Origin of the sequence: Flavisolibacter tropicus, from assembly GCF_001644645.1 — a bacterium.
In the GTDB taxonomy this organism is placed as follows: Bacteria; Bacteroidota; Bacteroidia; order Chitinophagales; family Chitinophagaceae; genus Flavisolibacter; species Flavisolibacter tropicus.
Window position 1 is genome coordinate 3,273,087 of the sequence record NZ_CP011390.1, and the last position, 16,173, is coordinate 3,289,259.

A 16,173-nucleotide genomic window follows, 5' to 3' on the forward strand; every position below is an offset into this window, starting at 1 on the left:
GTACATTATTTTATCATACTTCCAATAAAAAAACCCTGGCATGACTACCAGGGTTTTTTTATTGGATAAATAACTAGTTAGCTTGAGCCTTTTGAAAGCTTAAACAAACAGAAGAAGATGCTTATAATAGGCTTATATCTTATCTGGCACGTTTAACCACCCACGGCTTGAATCACTTCTTTCAAGAATGCATTGCCATCGATCTTCTGCAAACCCATTCTTACCACCACCAGCTTTTTTGATGGAATAATATAGACATGCTGGCCACCATATCCGCTCGCATAGAATAGATCAGAAGGTACATCCGGATACTCTCGCTGCGCTGGATTGGTTTCACTAAAACCATTCAACCAAAACTGGTAGCCATATTGTTTCAGCGGATCTGCACTAGATGGAGTAATCGATTGTTGCACCCATTGAGTGGGTAATATTTGTTCACCATTCCACACACCCTTGTTGTAATACAACAAACCAAAGCGGGCAAAATCTCGCGCCGTAGCATAGCTGTACGAAGAGCCAATAAAGGTACCCGACGCATCCGGCTCCAACAGCGCGGAGTACATTCCAATTTTATGAAAAAGGGCCTGGTAAGGAAACGCCGCATACTGCTGCTCCCCTACTGTTTGCCGTATAATGCGGCTCAGAATATTACTATTGCCGCTGGAATAATAAAACACACTGCCTGGCTTATCCTTCAGGGGCAGGTGCGCGGTATAAGCCGCCATATCGCCCTCTTTAAACAGCATATTGGTCACCTCGCTAGGGTTGGCATAATCCTCTATGAAATCTAGTCCGCTGGTTTGCTGCAGCAGTTCCTTTAAGGTAATAGCTTCTTTATCGGTGCCTTTCCATTCCGGTACGGGTGCGGGTGCATTCACATTCAGTTTTCCCTCTTTCACTAATATACCTATCAGGGCGCCGGTAAGACTTTTAGACATGGACCATCCCAGCATCACAGTATTCTTATCAAATCCGGGAGCATATTGCTCGCCTACGATCTTACCATCATACACTACCAGCACCGCACGTGTATAGGCAGGCTTACCTTCTGAGGTGGCTTGCATGGCATTAGTAATGGCCTTTTGCAGCATGGCCTTGTTTACCCGCGGAGGCAGACTATCATTTACCCGATCGCCATAGGGCCATGTCAACGAATCGGCATTAGGATGTTGACTGGCAGGCAAAGCAAACTGTTGATGCCGAATGTCATCTTCACTATAACCATTTATCAATGTACAGCCAAGTCCTTTACGGTAAATGGCCTTGCGTTTGGCCAGCCCCCACACAGAGCCGGTTACGGAAGAATCTTCTTCATTAACGGTAAATGTTCCCAGTGACAGCGGAAAACTGCCTAAGTCCTCTTTCAAAATATCGGCAGGCTTACGATGTTGTAAGTAAATAGCTGATGCCATATTCTTGGCACCGTAGCCACTTATAATCGGAAAGGCCCGCCAGGCATACCATATACCAAACAACAATAGGACGAATACAAATAGGCCAATGACTGTTAGAATCTTTTTTCGTAATCGCATGGTAAAAGGTAATTAATCTTTAGACAAAGTAACAGTGAGAAAGCAAACTGCTTTTCAGTAGTAATATAATAAAACAGTTGCCTTTTTACTCCAGAAATATTGTGGTGTGTGAGTCACACATCAAGGTGGCAGCAACATAGAATACTCCATCATAAGTGACGGTTAGTCTATTTTTCACAATAGGAGTACCAGATACTTTTATATGGCTATTTAAAAATCAACGAGGAGGATTAAAACTGAACGATTGCTTGAATTGTTACACAGTTGTTGGAGAAATCATAACAAACCACTCTAAAGGAACTCCCACGAGGTAAAAAATAGCCGCGCGTTATATTCTTATTGGTATTTACAATAAACACCACGTAGTAGTAATATCAATTACAACTTTATAATAGCGAGGTTAGTTAAACAAAACAAACACGTATAAAATGATTAGAAAAACGTTGGTTCTTGCAGTTGCTACATCCTTGCTGTCACTTACAGGCTTTTGGGCAAATGCACAAACAAACACGAAAAAGCAAGAGCAGCATTTTTTACTGGCAGGTTATTTACAAGCCAGCAATATAAAAGCCTTTGACACAGTTGCATTAAAATACCTGGATCGAATCTATTTTTTCTCCGTTACGCCAGATTCTACAGGAGCGTTTTTTGTTAGTCCCGAGTACATAGAAAAAATGAAGATGCTGCAATCGGTTATGCGACCATCACAAGCCTTATACCTGGTGATAGGTGGATGGACCGGGTCGCAAAATATTCACGGCATGGCAGCCGATCCCGCTAAAAAAGCGGCCTATATAAAAGCACTGGTCGAGTTTTGTCAATCGGCTCACTTAAATGGTGTTGACTTAGATTGGGAAGATTACCCAAAGGCCGTAAATGCTAATGATTTTGTAGCCCTGGTACAAGATATGTCTACTGCACTTCATATGGCCAACCTGCCATTCACCATCGCACTGGGAACATCGGCTGGTAAAATAGCATTGGCGACACGTGTACTTCCCTATACCGATCAAATAAATATCATGTCGTATGGCAAGTTTGATAAAGAAGGCAGACAGGCCACTATGGAAGACTTTTTATCATGGATGAACAGTTATGAAAAAGCAGGTATACCAAAAGACAAACTGATAGCCGGAGTGCCCTTCTATGGCAAGCACCTGCCAATACCCGGCGATACAGGTCCATTAGCTATCAGTTATGCCCAGATTGTAGAGAAGGCGCATCCAGGCATCAATGAAAACCAGTATCTAAACTTTAGCTATAACGGTATTCAACTGCTGACCGATAAAACAAAGTGGTTGTTACAAAACCAATACCCCGGCATCATGTTTTGGGAACTAGCTCATGATGTTTCTGCCACATCAAATTACTCTTTACTAAAAGCCATTTATCAAGCTGCGGTTATGAAAAAATAAGGCGAATGATCATTTCTGGTGACTTAATCTAAGTGAGAAAATAAAAAAGCCTTGGTGTTACTACCAAGGCTTTTTTATTGGTATCGTTCTAAAGCGGATACTCTGTGTCAAGTTCTAAGCCCCAATGATACGTAGAGAAACACAAAACCACAAGGAGCACGTCTAAAGATCAAGCTAACGCACTATAACTACTCGCTGAACTTCTGGTGGGTTCCTTGACTTCTTATAAAAGCTTATACCAGCTATTGCAAGTAAGGTCATGAAGATTGCAACAACCTTTTTTGTCCCAAGACTGGCAAGAAGCAGTACGATACCAGCCATAGAATTTTTATGCCCTACGATTTCATACTCGGCCCCGTGTTCTATACCATTGGCAATGTTCAGTGTCCATAAGAATAATACAATAAGAACTGCTGCTGCAATTAAAGGCTTTTTGCCTGCTTTTAGTTGCGAATACTTTTCAAGTGAATAAGCATTATTGGGAATAGAATTCAGTAGGAACTGGAAAACCTCAACTCTAACCTGTTCATCTTTTATTCTAAAGTGTTCATATGAGTCGCTACCAAATCTTATCTCGATGTACTCCTTGCCTTTTTCTAAAATAATTTCTCTAATATAATTGATTGGGATACCAATGAAATTCTTTTGAGGTAAAACCCCTTGGCTCAGATCGAATAAAACATTCTTCAGATCTGTTTCCTTAGGGTTTCCTTTATAGATTGTTTTATTGACAAAGGCTATAACCTTTTCCGTTCCAGGATTATCGCTTGTCCATGTTCTCATAGTTAGTATCTATGTTTATTTTTAGCAAATATTGTTTATCGATGCCGTTGTTGAATAATGAGGTGATGACTTTGTGCCATTGCCCACCACAATCATTGGATAAATGCAATCCTATCTTATACAAAAATGGTTTTCACCATTTGTTTGGCGTTGTTGCAACAAAACACCTTAATGGAACACTAACAACGTCATAAAACGAGATTCTTCTTAATTCAATAAGTTGCTGTTGGTCCAAACGGTTACTATTCTAAAAATGATAGCCAATATCACTACACCAGCCCAAAGCGCACCTCTTTTCGATTTTTGATCAATGTTTTTACTTCTTAAACCTATATATAATGACCAAACTAATAACCCTGCTGCAATGGTCCCGCTAATAGAAACCAGTATTTTATCTTTAAGTAGAAAGACTGCAGCCAGCAACCCTATACCAAGAATTAATATTGGAATAGCATATTGCTGTACTAAAGGAACAGGCTTAGGAGTCACAGGGGAAAAACTATTTAGTAAAGCTTCAGCAGTAGCATAATCCTCCAATTGGGCAGGCACACAAATCAAGTCTAATCGACTTTGCCCCTTGATAACGAAACTGCCATTCTCCAGCTTATTTATCGTTTTAATTTCCCATTTGCTTAATGTAATAGCAGGCATCCCTTTTTGCTCTCTTGTAATGGAGGTTTCATCAACAGTTAAAGTATAACTTTCAAAAAACACCTTTTGCTTACCAAGTGTATTATAAATTTTGTAGAAAATGTAAAGTGCAAGTATAGGGATCACAAAGGGGAGTACATTACTATCATCCTCACCCGAATGAGTTGAGTTTACATGAGCAATCACTATGCCTGTACCCATGGATAGAATCATAATTGGTACTGTACGTAGTAAGACTTTCTTTTTTATCTCATTAAAGCTGTTAGGCCTGGGTCTGAATTGTTTTGGTTGCATAGAATACTGTTATTGCTAAACTAACGCCTATTTATATATTGGAAATAAAATCTTGATTACTGTATACATATAAGTATGGACCAAATTTTGCACTTTTCACATTAGCCTCTCATGTGTACAATGGGCTATTTGGAGTAAATGGAGGGCAAGGTTCACCACCTCATTTTTGTTCTGCATTTGCAGCAATAGCTGCCATACGAGGATCGATCTGCTTTGCTCTTACTTTTCTTGAAGAAATGCGCAGCGGCCTTAACGTAACACTGGTATTTAGTGATGAAGCATCTTTAATTAGAAACGCCTTCTTTCCAAATGCAACCGTATCTCCAACCCGGTATTCCGGACGGGTGTTCCAACGCTTTAAAAAAGCAGAATCTTCATTACCATTGGCAAACTTCAGTAACTCAAACTCGGGCCTATTATTATAAACCGGGAAACCGCAGTTACGCGTTGCCACCTTATAGGTTTTTCCTTTATTGCGAAAACTGCCTGTATACGTTTCAGATGAAAGTATGTTTAGATAGAAGTCAACATTACGCGGGCGGGAGGTATCAATAGCAGTGACGGAAGGTTGCAGTTCCAATCTTGTTGAAAAAGAAAAGATGCCGTTATTGTCGTATGCTTTTAAGTTTGTAATGTAAACACTGGCTGTAGCAGCGGGATGATTATTCTTGATCTTACCTATGGCAGGCTCAATGCTTCTTAGCGTATCATCCAGGAAGGAGTTGTTATTATTCTCATCGGCAACTATTACGTATTCCCCATTCTTTCTTCTGCCAAAAAAGAAACGGCTTTCATTATCAAGTGGCGGAAGCGAGCCAGTGAAAATAGGCTCTTTCATAAAACGCTGTAGTATAATGGCAAAAGAAGCAGAGTCTGCCTTCCCTTGTTTCCATTTTTGATATTGCTGCTCCCATGGGCGATGGAGAAATTGCGTAACAATATAAGTCTCGAGTCCCAACTGGCGGGCATAGGTTGCGGTACTACTATCGACATCAATAGGATTGGTCGTCCAAAAGGATTGTCCCATTTCCCGGGAAAGTCCGGGTGTAGAAGATACATTTACAACAATGTCTTTGGATGAGGAACAGGAGAAGAGAAAAACAAGCAGTGGCATCCAAATAATTACTCGAAAGCGTCTAAGCACTTGGGCATCGCCGTTATTGAAGGTAAGCATTCGTTAGTATTGGTATACTATAAATATACACATATACCACCAGACTCATAACTAACAAACTCTGGTTGTTTTACAAGAGACACAACAACAGTAATGAGAGAAAAGCTTTAAACCTATCTTAACCAAGCGGGGTTTCGCCACACACCAACCTACGCAGTGAAGACCCCGGTTAAACAGAAAATTCTTAGACAAGATATGGCCTATCTCCCTTTGGAATGATGCTTAAAATAGGATAGCACAAGAATTGACATTATCTAACCAATGCCGAATAAATTGAAGCCCTATTGTATATCGAAGACCGCTCTTGTAGTTTCTTCACTTCTTTATAACCCAATTGTATAAACAACTGCTTTAGCGTATTAAAAGGTAGCGGGTATGGCACCCATGGATTCGCCAGTTCAGTATCATACTCTACCAACAAAAAACAGCCGCTGGGGCGGAGCCATTTTTCTGCTTTTCTTATAAACCTGATCTTATCTTCTATATAGTGAATTGAATTGGCCATGAGGATACCATCCAGCTCATTAAAAGACAAATCATCCCTTTCAAAATTGGCCTGTATTTTATCCAAGGTTACATTGCCTGGCAGGCTCCCTAATTGGGAAAGCGCTCCTTTGTCGGAGTCAACAGCGTGTATAGCACTACCGGGTTGTAGAAGTTGCGCTAAAGCCTGCGTAAACAAACCTGTACCGCAACCTAGGTCAGCCCAGACTGTGACTCTATGTTGAACAATGCAGTCGTTATAGATCAACTCAATGGCTTGTTTAAGCTCCATCTTCAAACTTAAAAAAAGAGCTGGCATAATACCAGCTCTTTTTGGAATTTGGCAGTAACCATTTATTCTTTTACCAATTGATACATTTTGCTGCCCTTATCGGTATTTACAGTCACCATGTATACACCAGCAGTAAGTGTTGAAACCGGAAGTTGAATAGTTGTTTGCTTCCGCACATTTTTTTGCCAGATCGTTTTACCATTCATATCCACTATTGAAATCGTAGCATTTTCTATATCTCTCTGGATGTGTAAAACGGCTTTATCCTTTGCAGGATTAGGATACAATTCTGCTTCAAAAACGGGAGCTATCTCAATCGGCTTGTTAGCAGCTTGCACCATGCTGGCATTCAATTTAGAAGTGGCCGCATCGCCTACATACATTTCCCTTCCATACTTTTTAGTATAGGCGCCAAAGAAGAGTTTATTGCCAGAGGCGGTCAATTGAGAAATATCAGTTAGTCCCACTAACCCATCGTCAACTACTTCCTTAGTTGTAGCAGCAGTGCCTTCAGACGACCATAGCTTAGCGGGAAATGTCGTGTTGTTCATAAAGAAAAGCTTACCGCCTGCAGTGCAAAGACTGGAATAAGAACTTCCAAATCCAGGTGTTATATCTTTTATCATCGCTGTACCTTTCTCTGTACCATTGGTAGTCCAAAGCTCTAATCCTGCCACACCGTCATCTGCAAAAAAATACAACGTACCCTTTAGATCTGTCAAATAATTGGGAAAGGAACCTGTATAGGGATTTATGTCTTTTACCAGTTTGGTACCGGCATCTGTGCCATTGGTCTTCCATAGTTCATTTCCATAGGTATTGTATTCGGTAGCGGTAAAATATAAAGTTCCGCCCGACTCCTGGAAAACATGTTGTGGCTCTGTATTGAAATAAGATTGATAATACGTGGGCTCAATAGCTTTCAACTTTACCGTTCCTTTTTCTGTACCATCACTTTTCCAAAGCGATCTATGAAAGTCAATTCCTGTACCATCATAGGCTCCAAAGTAGAGGGTGTTTTTATACACATAAAAACTGTATGGATCCGATCCTCCAAATCCGGGATTGATATCTTTTACCATCTTTGTTCCAGCTACCGTGCCATCACTTTTCCACAGTTCATAACCCGTATTAAAATCGCCGGCAATAAAGAAAGCCGTATTGCCTATCACTTCTATATAGTTATTGTTATAGTAGGACAGGTTTGTTGTGAGCAGGAAGGTACCCGCTTCTGTGCCATTACTGCGCCAAAGTTCCAGCGCATCACCAGTATAATGGTTTCCTAAGGTGTAAAGGATAAGCCCTTGATCGGTTATGTTATAGTTGACTACAAAATACTGCTGCCTGTTTATATAAGGCGTTATGCGCTGCAGCCCTGCTGACGCACCATTCGTTTTATAAATCGCTGTACCATTGACATCATCGCCAATGAAGTACGTCACCTTATTCTTATACATATAGTTGTTCGGATACGACCAGTCTGCTCCTGCTGCAATATCATTTAGTAAACCGGTACCGGCAGCCGTTCCATCAGATTTATACAACTCGCCTCCTAAGGAAGGTGTAAAGGCGTTAAAGACTATACCATACTCTGTTAACCCAATTCCTTTAAACATATAACCAGCATCAGAACCATTGGTTGTTGTGGTATTGATATCCTTTACCAATACAGTGCTGGCAGCACTACCGGCTGAAGACCACAACTCAGTACCGGCATCCGAATCTGCCCGAAATAACAACTTACCATTACAGAACGTGAGATCATCTGGATACGCACTTAGTTTCCCCGGGTTTATATCCTTAACCACGCTGGTCCCACCCGATGAACCATCACTGCTCCACAGTTCTGTACCATAGTCAGCATAATTATTCACTACAAAATAGAGGACGCCGTTTCCATTGAAAAAATTATAAGGGTATGTACCTTGATCAGAAGGGAATTCTTTGATTAATTGGGTTTGATCAGCTTGCCCATTGGTGATCCATAATTGATCATGGGAGCCACCAATATTACTGATGACTTTGAAAAAGAGTTTATCGTTCACAATGGTAAAATCTACCGGCACCACAAAATCAACAACATCATCAAAAGGAGAATCCGGAACATCTGTCAGATCTTTTACCAGCACTGCACCGTTGACAGCATCATATTTATAAAGGCCTCCGCCATCAGTAAACGTATACCCGGCAAAGTAGATTACATTGTTCAGAATGCGGTAGGGATAATTCTTATAAATGTTATTATAATTTTCCTGCATCAAGATATCGTTATTTCCCGGCGCAGGCATCGTACCATCGAACGTACCATCAGACACCCACAGCTTACGCCCACTATTATCATTAGCTGAAAAATAAAGTGCATTGTTATACTCGGTCAACTGGCTGGGTGCTGTTATTCCATCAAAATCAGTATTCCAACCAATATCCCTGACCAGGTAGGTACCTATATCTGTACCATCGCTCCGGAAAAGTTGAAAGCCGGTGTTCCAGGTATACACAATAAAATAAGCCAGGTTGTTGGCTTCCATTAATTCAAAAATCCGGTAACCAATAAACGACTGTAAAAAGTCTTTGACCAATACAGTGCCGTCTTCTGTACCGTCTGTTTTCCATAATTGATCATTTGTTCCATTGATGGTAACGGTAAAAAATACAACGCCATTTACATCCACAAATTGAGAAGGGTAGCCAGAACTATTGGCGAAATTGATGTCTTTCAACAAATGCGTACCAGCTTCCGTTCCATCAGAGACCCACGGCTCCAAACCATAATCGCCTGTAGAAGCAGCGAAAAAGAGTAGGCCATTAGCAGCAATAATATTAGCCCCTCCCGAACTGGCATCACCAAAGGGATTAATATCTTTTACCAGGTAGGTACCAGCAGTCGTTCCATCACTTCGCCATAGCTCATTTCCATGAATACCATCATTGGAAAAAAAATAGCTGACATTATTGAGCACGGCAAAACTGTAGAAGGCATTGGCTGGATTGTTTTCCGGAAAGCCATCAGATCTTGTATTAATATCCTTTGTAAGCTGGAAAGCCGACGATGCAGTTACTGGCAGTTTTGCTGCTTGAGCAGACTGGTTGGAAAGCGTTTGGCCAGTGACTGAATAATTTGAAATTCTTTGGCCAGGAGCATGCCGGACAAACTGTTTCATGACAGTATCATACGAAACAGATGGCAGATCCCCTTTTTTCTGGTTATAGTAATTAAATAACTGTACATCTCTGCTGTTGACAGCAGGTGGCGGCAACTTTTTACCATACGGCAACTGCGCCATGGTTACCGTTACAGATCCCAGTAGATAAAGCAACCAACAGGACAAACGTCTAGAGTTCATAAACATTATTTTGACATGAGGAAAAATGCAATGAAGGTTAGACTTACAGGTGGCTTAGATAGAGTAAAGGCTAACTGCCTAGGTCTGAAACTACATTCGGGAGGCCATGGCGAAAAACCACAGTAACGTTAGAGCGAGCTAATAGCAAGTGCACTATTAAGTTACCACCTTTTTATGTGCAATACAATCAAACGGTTTAAAACCTTGCATTCTTATAAGAAAGGCTAACCGAAGGGAATTTGAAATTTGAAATTTGAAATTTCTGTCCCTCTAAACTTCACAGGCCTTCTACAAACAAAAAGAGCTGGCATTACACCAGCTCTTTTTGTTTTTAGTTGTTTTCACTTTTACTGCCAACCACCACCTAGATCGCGGTAGATATTGACAACAGCATTTAACTGCGCTTTCTTCGTTTCTATCAATTCCAGTTTGGACTCTAATGCATCCCGCTGTGTCATTAACACCTCCAGGTAATCAGCCCGGGCATTATTGAACAACGTATTAGCGATATCAATCGACTTGGTAAGTGCATTCACTTCTCTGGACTTCAGATCGTAGCTCTTTTCCAGGTTACTGATCCGGGAAAGCTGTGTAGACACTTCCAGGTAGCCATTCAAAATACTACGCTCATAGTTGTACATCGCCTGCACTTGTTTGGCACTCGCATTATTAAATTCTGCTTTGATCGCATTACGGTTAATCAACGGCCCTGCCAGGTCGCCTGCCAGGGAGTACAATAACGACTCTGGCATACGCATTAAATAGGTTGGCTTAAATGCCTGGAAACCTAATGCAGCTGAAATCTCTAACGAGGGATAAAATTCCGCACGTGCCACTTTCACATCCAGCTTGGCAGCCTCCAGCTCCAATTCCGCCTGGCGGATATCTGGTCTGTTAGCGAGCAACTGAGATGGAATACCTGCTTGTACGGTAGCCGGTACCAGGTTCAGGAAATTGCTTTTATCTCTTGGAATAGGTTGCGGATAGCGGGCCAACAGGAAGTTGATCTTGTTCTCCGTTTCCTTGATATCCTGCAGTATGCCATACTCCATGCTTTGCGACTTCAATACTTCAGCCTCAAATTTCTGCACAGCAAGCTCTGTTACCCTTGTGGCCTCTTTCTGCACTTTCACCACTTCAAGGGCATTTTGTTGCAGTGTAATGTTTTGCTTCACCATCTCCAACTGGTTATCCAGGGCCAGCAACTCATAATAAGAGTTAGCTACCTCTGCAATCAGGTTGGTGATCACAAAGTTCTTGCCTTCCATAGTTGCCAGGTATCGGCTAATGGCGGCCTTCTTGGCGTTACGCAGCTTCTTCCAGATATCTACTTCCCATTTCGCATAGGCGGCAGCGGTATAGTCCGGTAAAGCCTCGGGCATTTCCACACCCGGCTTCATCTCTGTAGAGGCATCACCAGCACCCTGGCTGGTATACCTACCTACTTTTTCTACACCCATACCCAGCCTGGCCCCAACTGTTGGCAGTATGGCCCCATGCCGGAACCGGATATCATTCTTGGCTATTTCAATTTCCTGCAGTGTGATCCGCAGCTCCTGGTTGTTTTTCAGCGCTGTATCAATCAGGCTAACCAGGTTTTTATCCGTGAAATAGTTTCGCCATTTTAGGGTGGCCATATTCACGGAGTCTTGTCCGCTACCAAAGCTTTCTGGTACGGCCTTATTTTCAGTGACCTGCGTAATGGCCGGCACCTTACAACTGGTCATAGCCAGTGTAACACCCAGCACACCCAAGCCTATATATTGTTGGAGCTTATGCATATTCCTCAATTTTTTCAGTGTGATGATCAATTTCTTCCGTTAATGGATTTTCTTCTTCGCCTTTTACCAGTAAGCGTCGTTCAGCGATCTTACCAAATATGTAGTACAGACCGGGTATGATCACAACCCCGAAAACAGTACCGATCAACATACCTCCCGCCGATGCAGAACCAATAGTACGGTTACCAATAGCACCGGGACCAGAAGCGAACATCAACGGAATCAAACCAGCAATAAAGGCAAAAGAGGTCATCAAGATAGGACGGAAGCGGAGTACAGCCCCTTGTGTAGCTGCTTTCAACACCGACTCACCAGAGCGATGGCGTTGTACAGCAAACTCCACGATCAATACCGCGTTCTTTCCTAACAAACCAATCAACATTACCAGGGCCACCTGCGCATAGATGTTATTTTCCAGGCCCATTAGCTTTATGAAAAGGAAGGAGCCGAAAACCCCGGCAGGCAATGAAAGAATAACCGCCAGCGGCAGAATAAAGCTTTCATACTGCGCGGCCAACAGCAGGTATACGAATACCAGGCACACCAGGAAGATGTAAATAGCTTCATTACCACGTGCCACCTCGTCGGCGGAGATACCCGCCCAATCAATACCAAAACCTCTGGGCAAGCTTTTCTTAGCCACTTCGTTTACGGCCTGGATGGCAGAACCACTACTATAGCCCGGTGCCGACTGACCGCTGATCTCTGATGCATTGTACATGTTATGTCTTGTGATCTCTGATAAGCCATACACTTTTTCCATTTTCATAAAGGCGGAGAAAGGCACCATCTCATCATGATCGTTCTTCACATACAACTTCAGGATATCTTCCGGCATGGCGCGGTATTGCGGTAAGGCCTGCACCATTACTTTATACTGACGACCGTATTTGATAAAGCTGGTCTCATAGTTACTACCCACCAACGTAGATAGTGTGTTCATAGCGTTTTCAATGGTCACTCCTTTTTGCTGGGCAATGTCATTATCTATCTGCAGCATGTACTGCGGATAGCTGGCGCTATAAAACGTAAACACCGATGATAGTTCAGGACGTTTGCTCAACTCCTTAACAAACTCATTGCTCACCGTTTCCATCTTTTTATAATCGCCTGTTCCCGACTTATCCAGTAAGCGTAACTCAAAACCACCGGCTGCACCATAACCAGGCACTGCAGGCGGCTGGAAGAATTCGATAGTAGCACCAGTGATATCTTTTGATTTTTCTTCCAGTTCTTCAATCACCTCCTGTGCCGAGTGCTTCCGCTCTTCCCAGCTTTTCAGGTTGATCAAGCAGGTTCCGGAGTTAGCGCCCGTTCCCTCTGTCAGGATCTCGTAACCAGCCAGCGAAGAAACCGATTGTACATCTTCCATTTCTTCCGCGATCTTCTGCAGCTTTTCAGCTACCTGGTTGGTTCGTTCCAGCGATGAACCCGGAGGGGTTTGTATTACCGCATAGAACATACCCTGGTCTTCATTTGGAATAAAGCCAGAAGGAATATTATTATTCAGGAACCACGTGCCCGCACAGAATGCGATCAGCATGGCAAACGTCACCACTCTTCTGTTCACAATTCGGCGCAGTAAGCGCTGGTATCTACCAGTAAGCCTGTTGAAGCTCCTGTTGAATGCATCCAGGAATTTGTCCAGTCCCTTTTTCTTTTTGTGTTTACCATGCGTGTTCTTCAACATCATGGCACAAAGTGCTGGTGTAAGCGTTAAGGCTACCACACCAGAAAGGATAATGGATGTAGCCATGGTAATAGAGAACTGGCGGTAGAAGATACCCACTGGACCAGACATAAAGGCCACAGGAATAAACACCGCTGCCATCACCAACGTAATGGCTATGATCGCTCCACTGATCTCGTGCATGGCTTCCTGCGTGGCCTTCAATGGCGACAGGTGCTTGGTTTCCATCTTGGCATGCACCGCTTCAATTACCACAATGGCGTTATCTACCACAATACCAATGGCCAACACCAAGGCGAAAAGCGTGATCAGGTTTAGCGTAATGCCAAAGAACTGCATGAACATAAAGGTTCCAATCAGCGATACCGGTACCGCAATAGCAGGTATCAGCGTAGACCGCCAGTCGCCCAGGAACAGGAACACAACCAAACCTACCAGGATAAAGGCTTCCACCAAGGTGTGAATTACCTTTTCTATAGAAGCATCCAGGAACTTAGAAACGTCGTAACTGATCTCATAATCCACTCCTTTAGGGAAAGAGGTGGCTTTAATTTCCTTCAGCTTCGCTTTTACATCTTTAATTACCTGACTGGCGTTACTACCGTACGATTGCTTTAATACAATGGCAGCCGATGATTTACCATTCAGTGTGGAATACAGATCGTACATCGAACTTCCAAACTCCACATCGGCTACATCTTTCAGGCGAAGCAATTCACCATTGGAGCTGGCGCGCAACACAATATTCTCGTACCCTTCCTTGGTACTAAAGCGGCCGGGATACTTTAATACATATTCAAATGCCTGTGAACGCTTTCCGGAGGCTTCACCCGTTTTACCAGGAGAAGCTTCCAGGCTTTGTTCATCCAGGGCTTTTAGCACTTCTTCTGCCGATATCTTATAGGCAAGCATACGGTCGGGCTTCAGCCAGACGCGCATCGCATACTCACGGTTACCCAGGATATCTGCAAAACCTACCCCATTTACCCGTTTCAACTCCGACAAGATGTTGATGTCCGCAAAGTTGAAAAGGAACTTCTGGTCCATGCTTGTATCCTTACTATACAAGTTGATATACATAAGCATGTTCGATTCCTCGCGGGTGATCTTTACCCCTTCACGCACTACCAGTGGTGGCAGTTTATTAACTACAGATGCCACACGGTTCTGCACGTTTACGGAAGCCAGGTTGGGGTCAGTTCCCAGGTTAAATACTACCTGAATGGTAGCCTCACCATCGTTACCGGCATCGGAGGCCATGTATTTCATGCCGGGAATACCATTGATGGCTCTTTCGAGCGGAATAAGTACCGCCTTTGTCATCAATTCACCGTTGGCACCAGGATATTCGGCGGTAACGGTTACTTTAGGCGGCGATATAGAAGGGAACTGCGTGACCGGCAATGTCATAATGGCCAGCGCTCCCAAAAAGACAATAACGAGCGATATTACGATAGACAGGACGGGCCTGCGTATGAACTTACTAAACATGGGTTGATTCTTTTAGAGGTGGACCACTATTCTGTGTATAATTTCAGGCGGGCGATTACATCCTTTGGCGCTACAAATTCAGCCTGGATCTTGTCATCGTCCTTTACCTTCTGTACGCCTTCCAACAGGATCTGATCATTTTCGGAAAGGCCACCAGACACTACATACAAGTCAGGGATCGTATTGCTGATGGTAATGTTTCTAGACTTCACCACCCCGCTCTTGTCTACTACAAACACATATTTCTTTTCCTGGATCTCGTAAGTAGCTTTTTGTGGAATGATAATGGCGTTGTGGATAGGCACCGTCATCTGCACCTTGCCGGTTTCACCATGTTTCAGCAACTGGTCGGGATTTGGGAATTTAGCGCGGAAGGCAATGTTTCCTGTTTCACTATCAAACTCACCTTCAATGGTCTCTACTACGCCTTTATAGGGCAGTTGCTGGTTGTTGGCCAACAACAGGTGTACCTGGTTATTTACGCTTTCTTTCGCAACGGTTTTGAAATTGAGGTACTCAGGCTCCGATACATTGAAATAGGCAAACATCTGGCTGTTATCAGAAAGGCTGGTCAGCAGCTCTCCTTCATCAATCAGGCTTCCCAATTTCAAAGGAATGCGGTCAATAACGCCATCAAATGGTGCGCGGATCTCTGTAAAGGACAGGTGCAGTTTGGCCAGTGCAACTTCTGCTCTTGCCTGATCCAGCTTGGCTTGTGCTACAGCCTGCTCATTTTTTGAAACAACGTTTTTATCGGCTAGCGTCTTAGCATTCTGCAATTCAATTTCAGCTGCTTTTTCTTCGGCCTGCGCTTTTAGCAATTCAGCCTCATAAAGCTTTGGCATAATGCGGAACAAAAGCTGACCAGCTTTCACATATTGGCCTTCATCTACATAGATATTTTGCAAATAGCCCTTTTCCTGTGCACGCAGTTCAATGTTCCGGATAGATTTAATCTGCGAAACATATTCTTTAGCGAAGGAAGTATCAACTCTTAAAGGTGCCGTAACAACATACTTACTGGCTTCTTCCTTTACTTGTTTTTCGGATGTACAGCTTGAAAAGCACACAATGGCGCTCAAGCCCATAAGCAATAGACTTCTTTTCATGGTATTAAGTGGAAAATTATAAGATGGTGTATTCTGGAATCAACGATTCCCTGGAATGTGCAGAACTTCAACAGTTGCTAATGCACGGACAGACCTGCTATGCAGGTAGGAATATGGCTATACGCCTATATACC

10 protein-coding genes are annotated in these 16,173 nt (G+C 42.9%); 1 reads left to right on the forward strand and 9 read right to left on the reverse strand.

Features of this window, described 5'->3' with window-relative positions; translation table 11 throughout:
- Positions 1–152: 152 nt before the first annotated feature.
- The gene (locus SY85_RS13815) at positions 153–1,532 is read right to left on the reverse strand and encodes a serine hydrolase domain-containing protein (protein ID WP_066405416.1); all 1,380 of its coding nucleotides are present in this window, start codon (positions 1,530–1,532) and stop codon (positions 153–155) included.
- A 428-nt stretch (positions 1,533–1,960) separates the two neighbouring features.
- On the opposite strand from SY85_RS13815, the gene SY85_RS13820 reads away from it, so the two are divergent.
- Entirely contained in the window at positions 1,961–2,947 is a 987-nt protein-coding gene (locus SY85_RS13820; RefSeq protein WP_066405418.1) for a glycosyl hydrolase family 18 protein, read from the forward strand.
- A gap of 174 nt (positions 2,948–3,121) precedes the next feature.
- Here SY85_RS13820 and SY85_RS13825 read toward each other — a convergent pair whose 3' ends face one another.
- The 8 genes from SY85_RS13825 to SY85_RS13860 form a co-directional block, all read right to left on the reverse strand.
- Positions 3,122–3,730, reverse strand: coding sequence for a hypothetical protein (locus SY85_RS13825; RefSeq protein ID WP_066405422.1), 609 nt, complete (start codon positions 3,728–3,730; stop codon positions 3,122–3,124).
- A 207-nt stretch (positions 3,731–3,937) separates the two neighbouring features.
- Positions 3,938–4,675 (reverse strand): hypothetical protein, encoded by a 738-nt coding sequence (locus SY85_RS13830; protein WP_066405425.1) that lies wholly within the window; start codon positions 4,673–4,675, stop codon positions 3,938–3,940.
- A 160-nt stretch (positions 4,676–4,835) separates the two neighbouring features.
- Positions 4,836–5,849, reverse strand: coding sequence for a hypothetical protein (locus SY85_RS13835; RefSeq protein ID WP_066405427.1), 1,014 nt, complete (start codon positions 5,847–5,849; stop codon positions 4,836–4,838).
- Between the two features lie 250 nt (positions 5,850–6,099).
- Entirely contained in the window at positions 6,100–6,651 is a 552-nt protein-coding gene (locus tag SY85_RS13840; RefSeq protein WP_226998833.1) for a class I SAM-dependent methyltransferase, read from the reverse strand.
- A 35-nt stretch (positions 6,652–6,686) separates the two neighbouring features.
- Positions 6,687–9,968: an ELWxxDGT repeat protein gene (locus SY85_RS13845; RefSeq protein ID WP_066405429.1), complete on the reverse strand. Its 3,282-nt coding sequence runs from the start codon at positions 9,966–9,968 to the stop codon at positions 6,687–6,689.
- Positions 9,969–10,315: 347 nt separating this feature from the next.
- Positions 10,316–11,749, reverse strand: a complete 1,434-nt coding sequence (locus SY85_RS13850) for a TolC family protein (RefSeq protein WP_066405431.1) — start codon at positions 11,747–11,749, stop codon at positions 10,316–10,318.
- Complete coding sequence (locus SY85_RS13855; RefSeq protein WP_066405433.1) at positions 11,742–14,930, reverse strand: efflux RND transporter permease subunit; 3,189 nt, start codon at positions 14,928–14,930, stop codon at positions 11,742–11,744. Before SY85_RS13855 ends, SY85_RS13850 begins: the two co-directional genes overlap by 8 nt.
- A gap of 26 nt (positions 14,931–14,956) precedes the next feature.
- Complete coding sequence (locus SY85_RS13860; RefSeq protein WP_066405435.1) at positions 14,957–16,039, reverse strand: efflux RND transporter periplasmic adaptor subunit; 1,083 nt, start codon at positions 16,037–16,039, stop codon at positions 14,957–14,959.
- Positions 16,040–16,173: the final 134 nt, after the last annotated feature.

Excerpts from the sequence above, each read along its gene's own strand:
- SY85_RS13845 (WP_066405429.1), bottom strand. The coding sequence starts at position 9,968 with ATGAACTCTAGACGTTTGTCCTGTTGGTTGCTTTATCTACTGGGATCT.
- SY85_RS13815 (WP_066405416.1), bottom strand. The coding sequence starts at position 1,532 with ATGCGATTACGAAAAAAGATTCTAACAGTCATTGGCCTATTTGTATTC.
- SY85_RS13840 (WP_226998833.1), bottom strand. The coding sequence starts at position 6,651 with ATGCCAGCTCTTTTTTTAAGTTTGAAGATGGAGCTTAAACAAGCCATT.
- SY85_RS13820 (WP_066405418.1), top strand. The coding sequence starts at position 1,961 with ATGATTAGAAAAACGTTGGTTCTTGCAGTTGCTACATCCTTGCTGTCA.
- SY85_RS13835 (WP_066405427.1), bottom strand. The coding sequence starts at position 5,849 with ATGCTTACCTTCAATAACGGCGATGCCCAAGTGCTTAGACGCTTTCGA.
- SY85_RS13850 (WP_066405431.1), bottom strand. The coding sequence starts at position 11,749 with ATGCATAAGCTCCAACAATATATAGGCTTGGGTGTGCTGGGTGTTACA.
- SY85_RS13830 (WP_066405425.1), bottom strand. The coding sequence starts at position 4,675 with ATGCAACCAAAACAATTCAGACCCAGGCCTAACAGCTTTAATGAGATA.
- SY85_RS13855 (WP_066405433.1), bottom strand. The coding sequence starts at position 14,930 with ATGTTTAGTAAGTTCATACGCAGGCCCGTCCTGTCTATCGTAATATCG.
- SY85_RS13860 (WP_066405435.1), bottom strand. The coding sequence starts at position 16,039 with ATGAAAAGAAGTCTATTGCTTATGGGCTTGAGCGCCATTGTGTGCTTT.
- SY85_RS13825 (WP_066405422.1), bottom strand. The coding sequence starts at position 3,730 with ATGAGAACATGGACAAGCGATAATCCTGGAACGGAAAAGGTTATAGCC.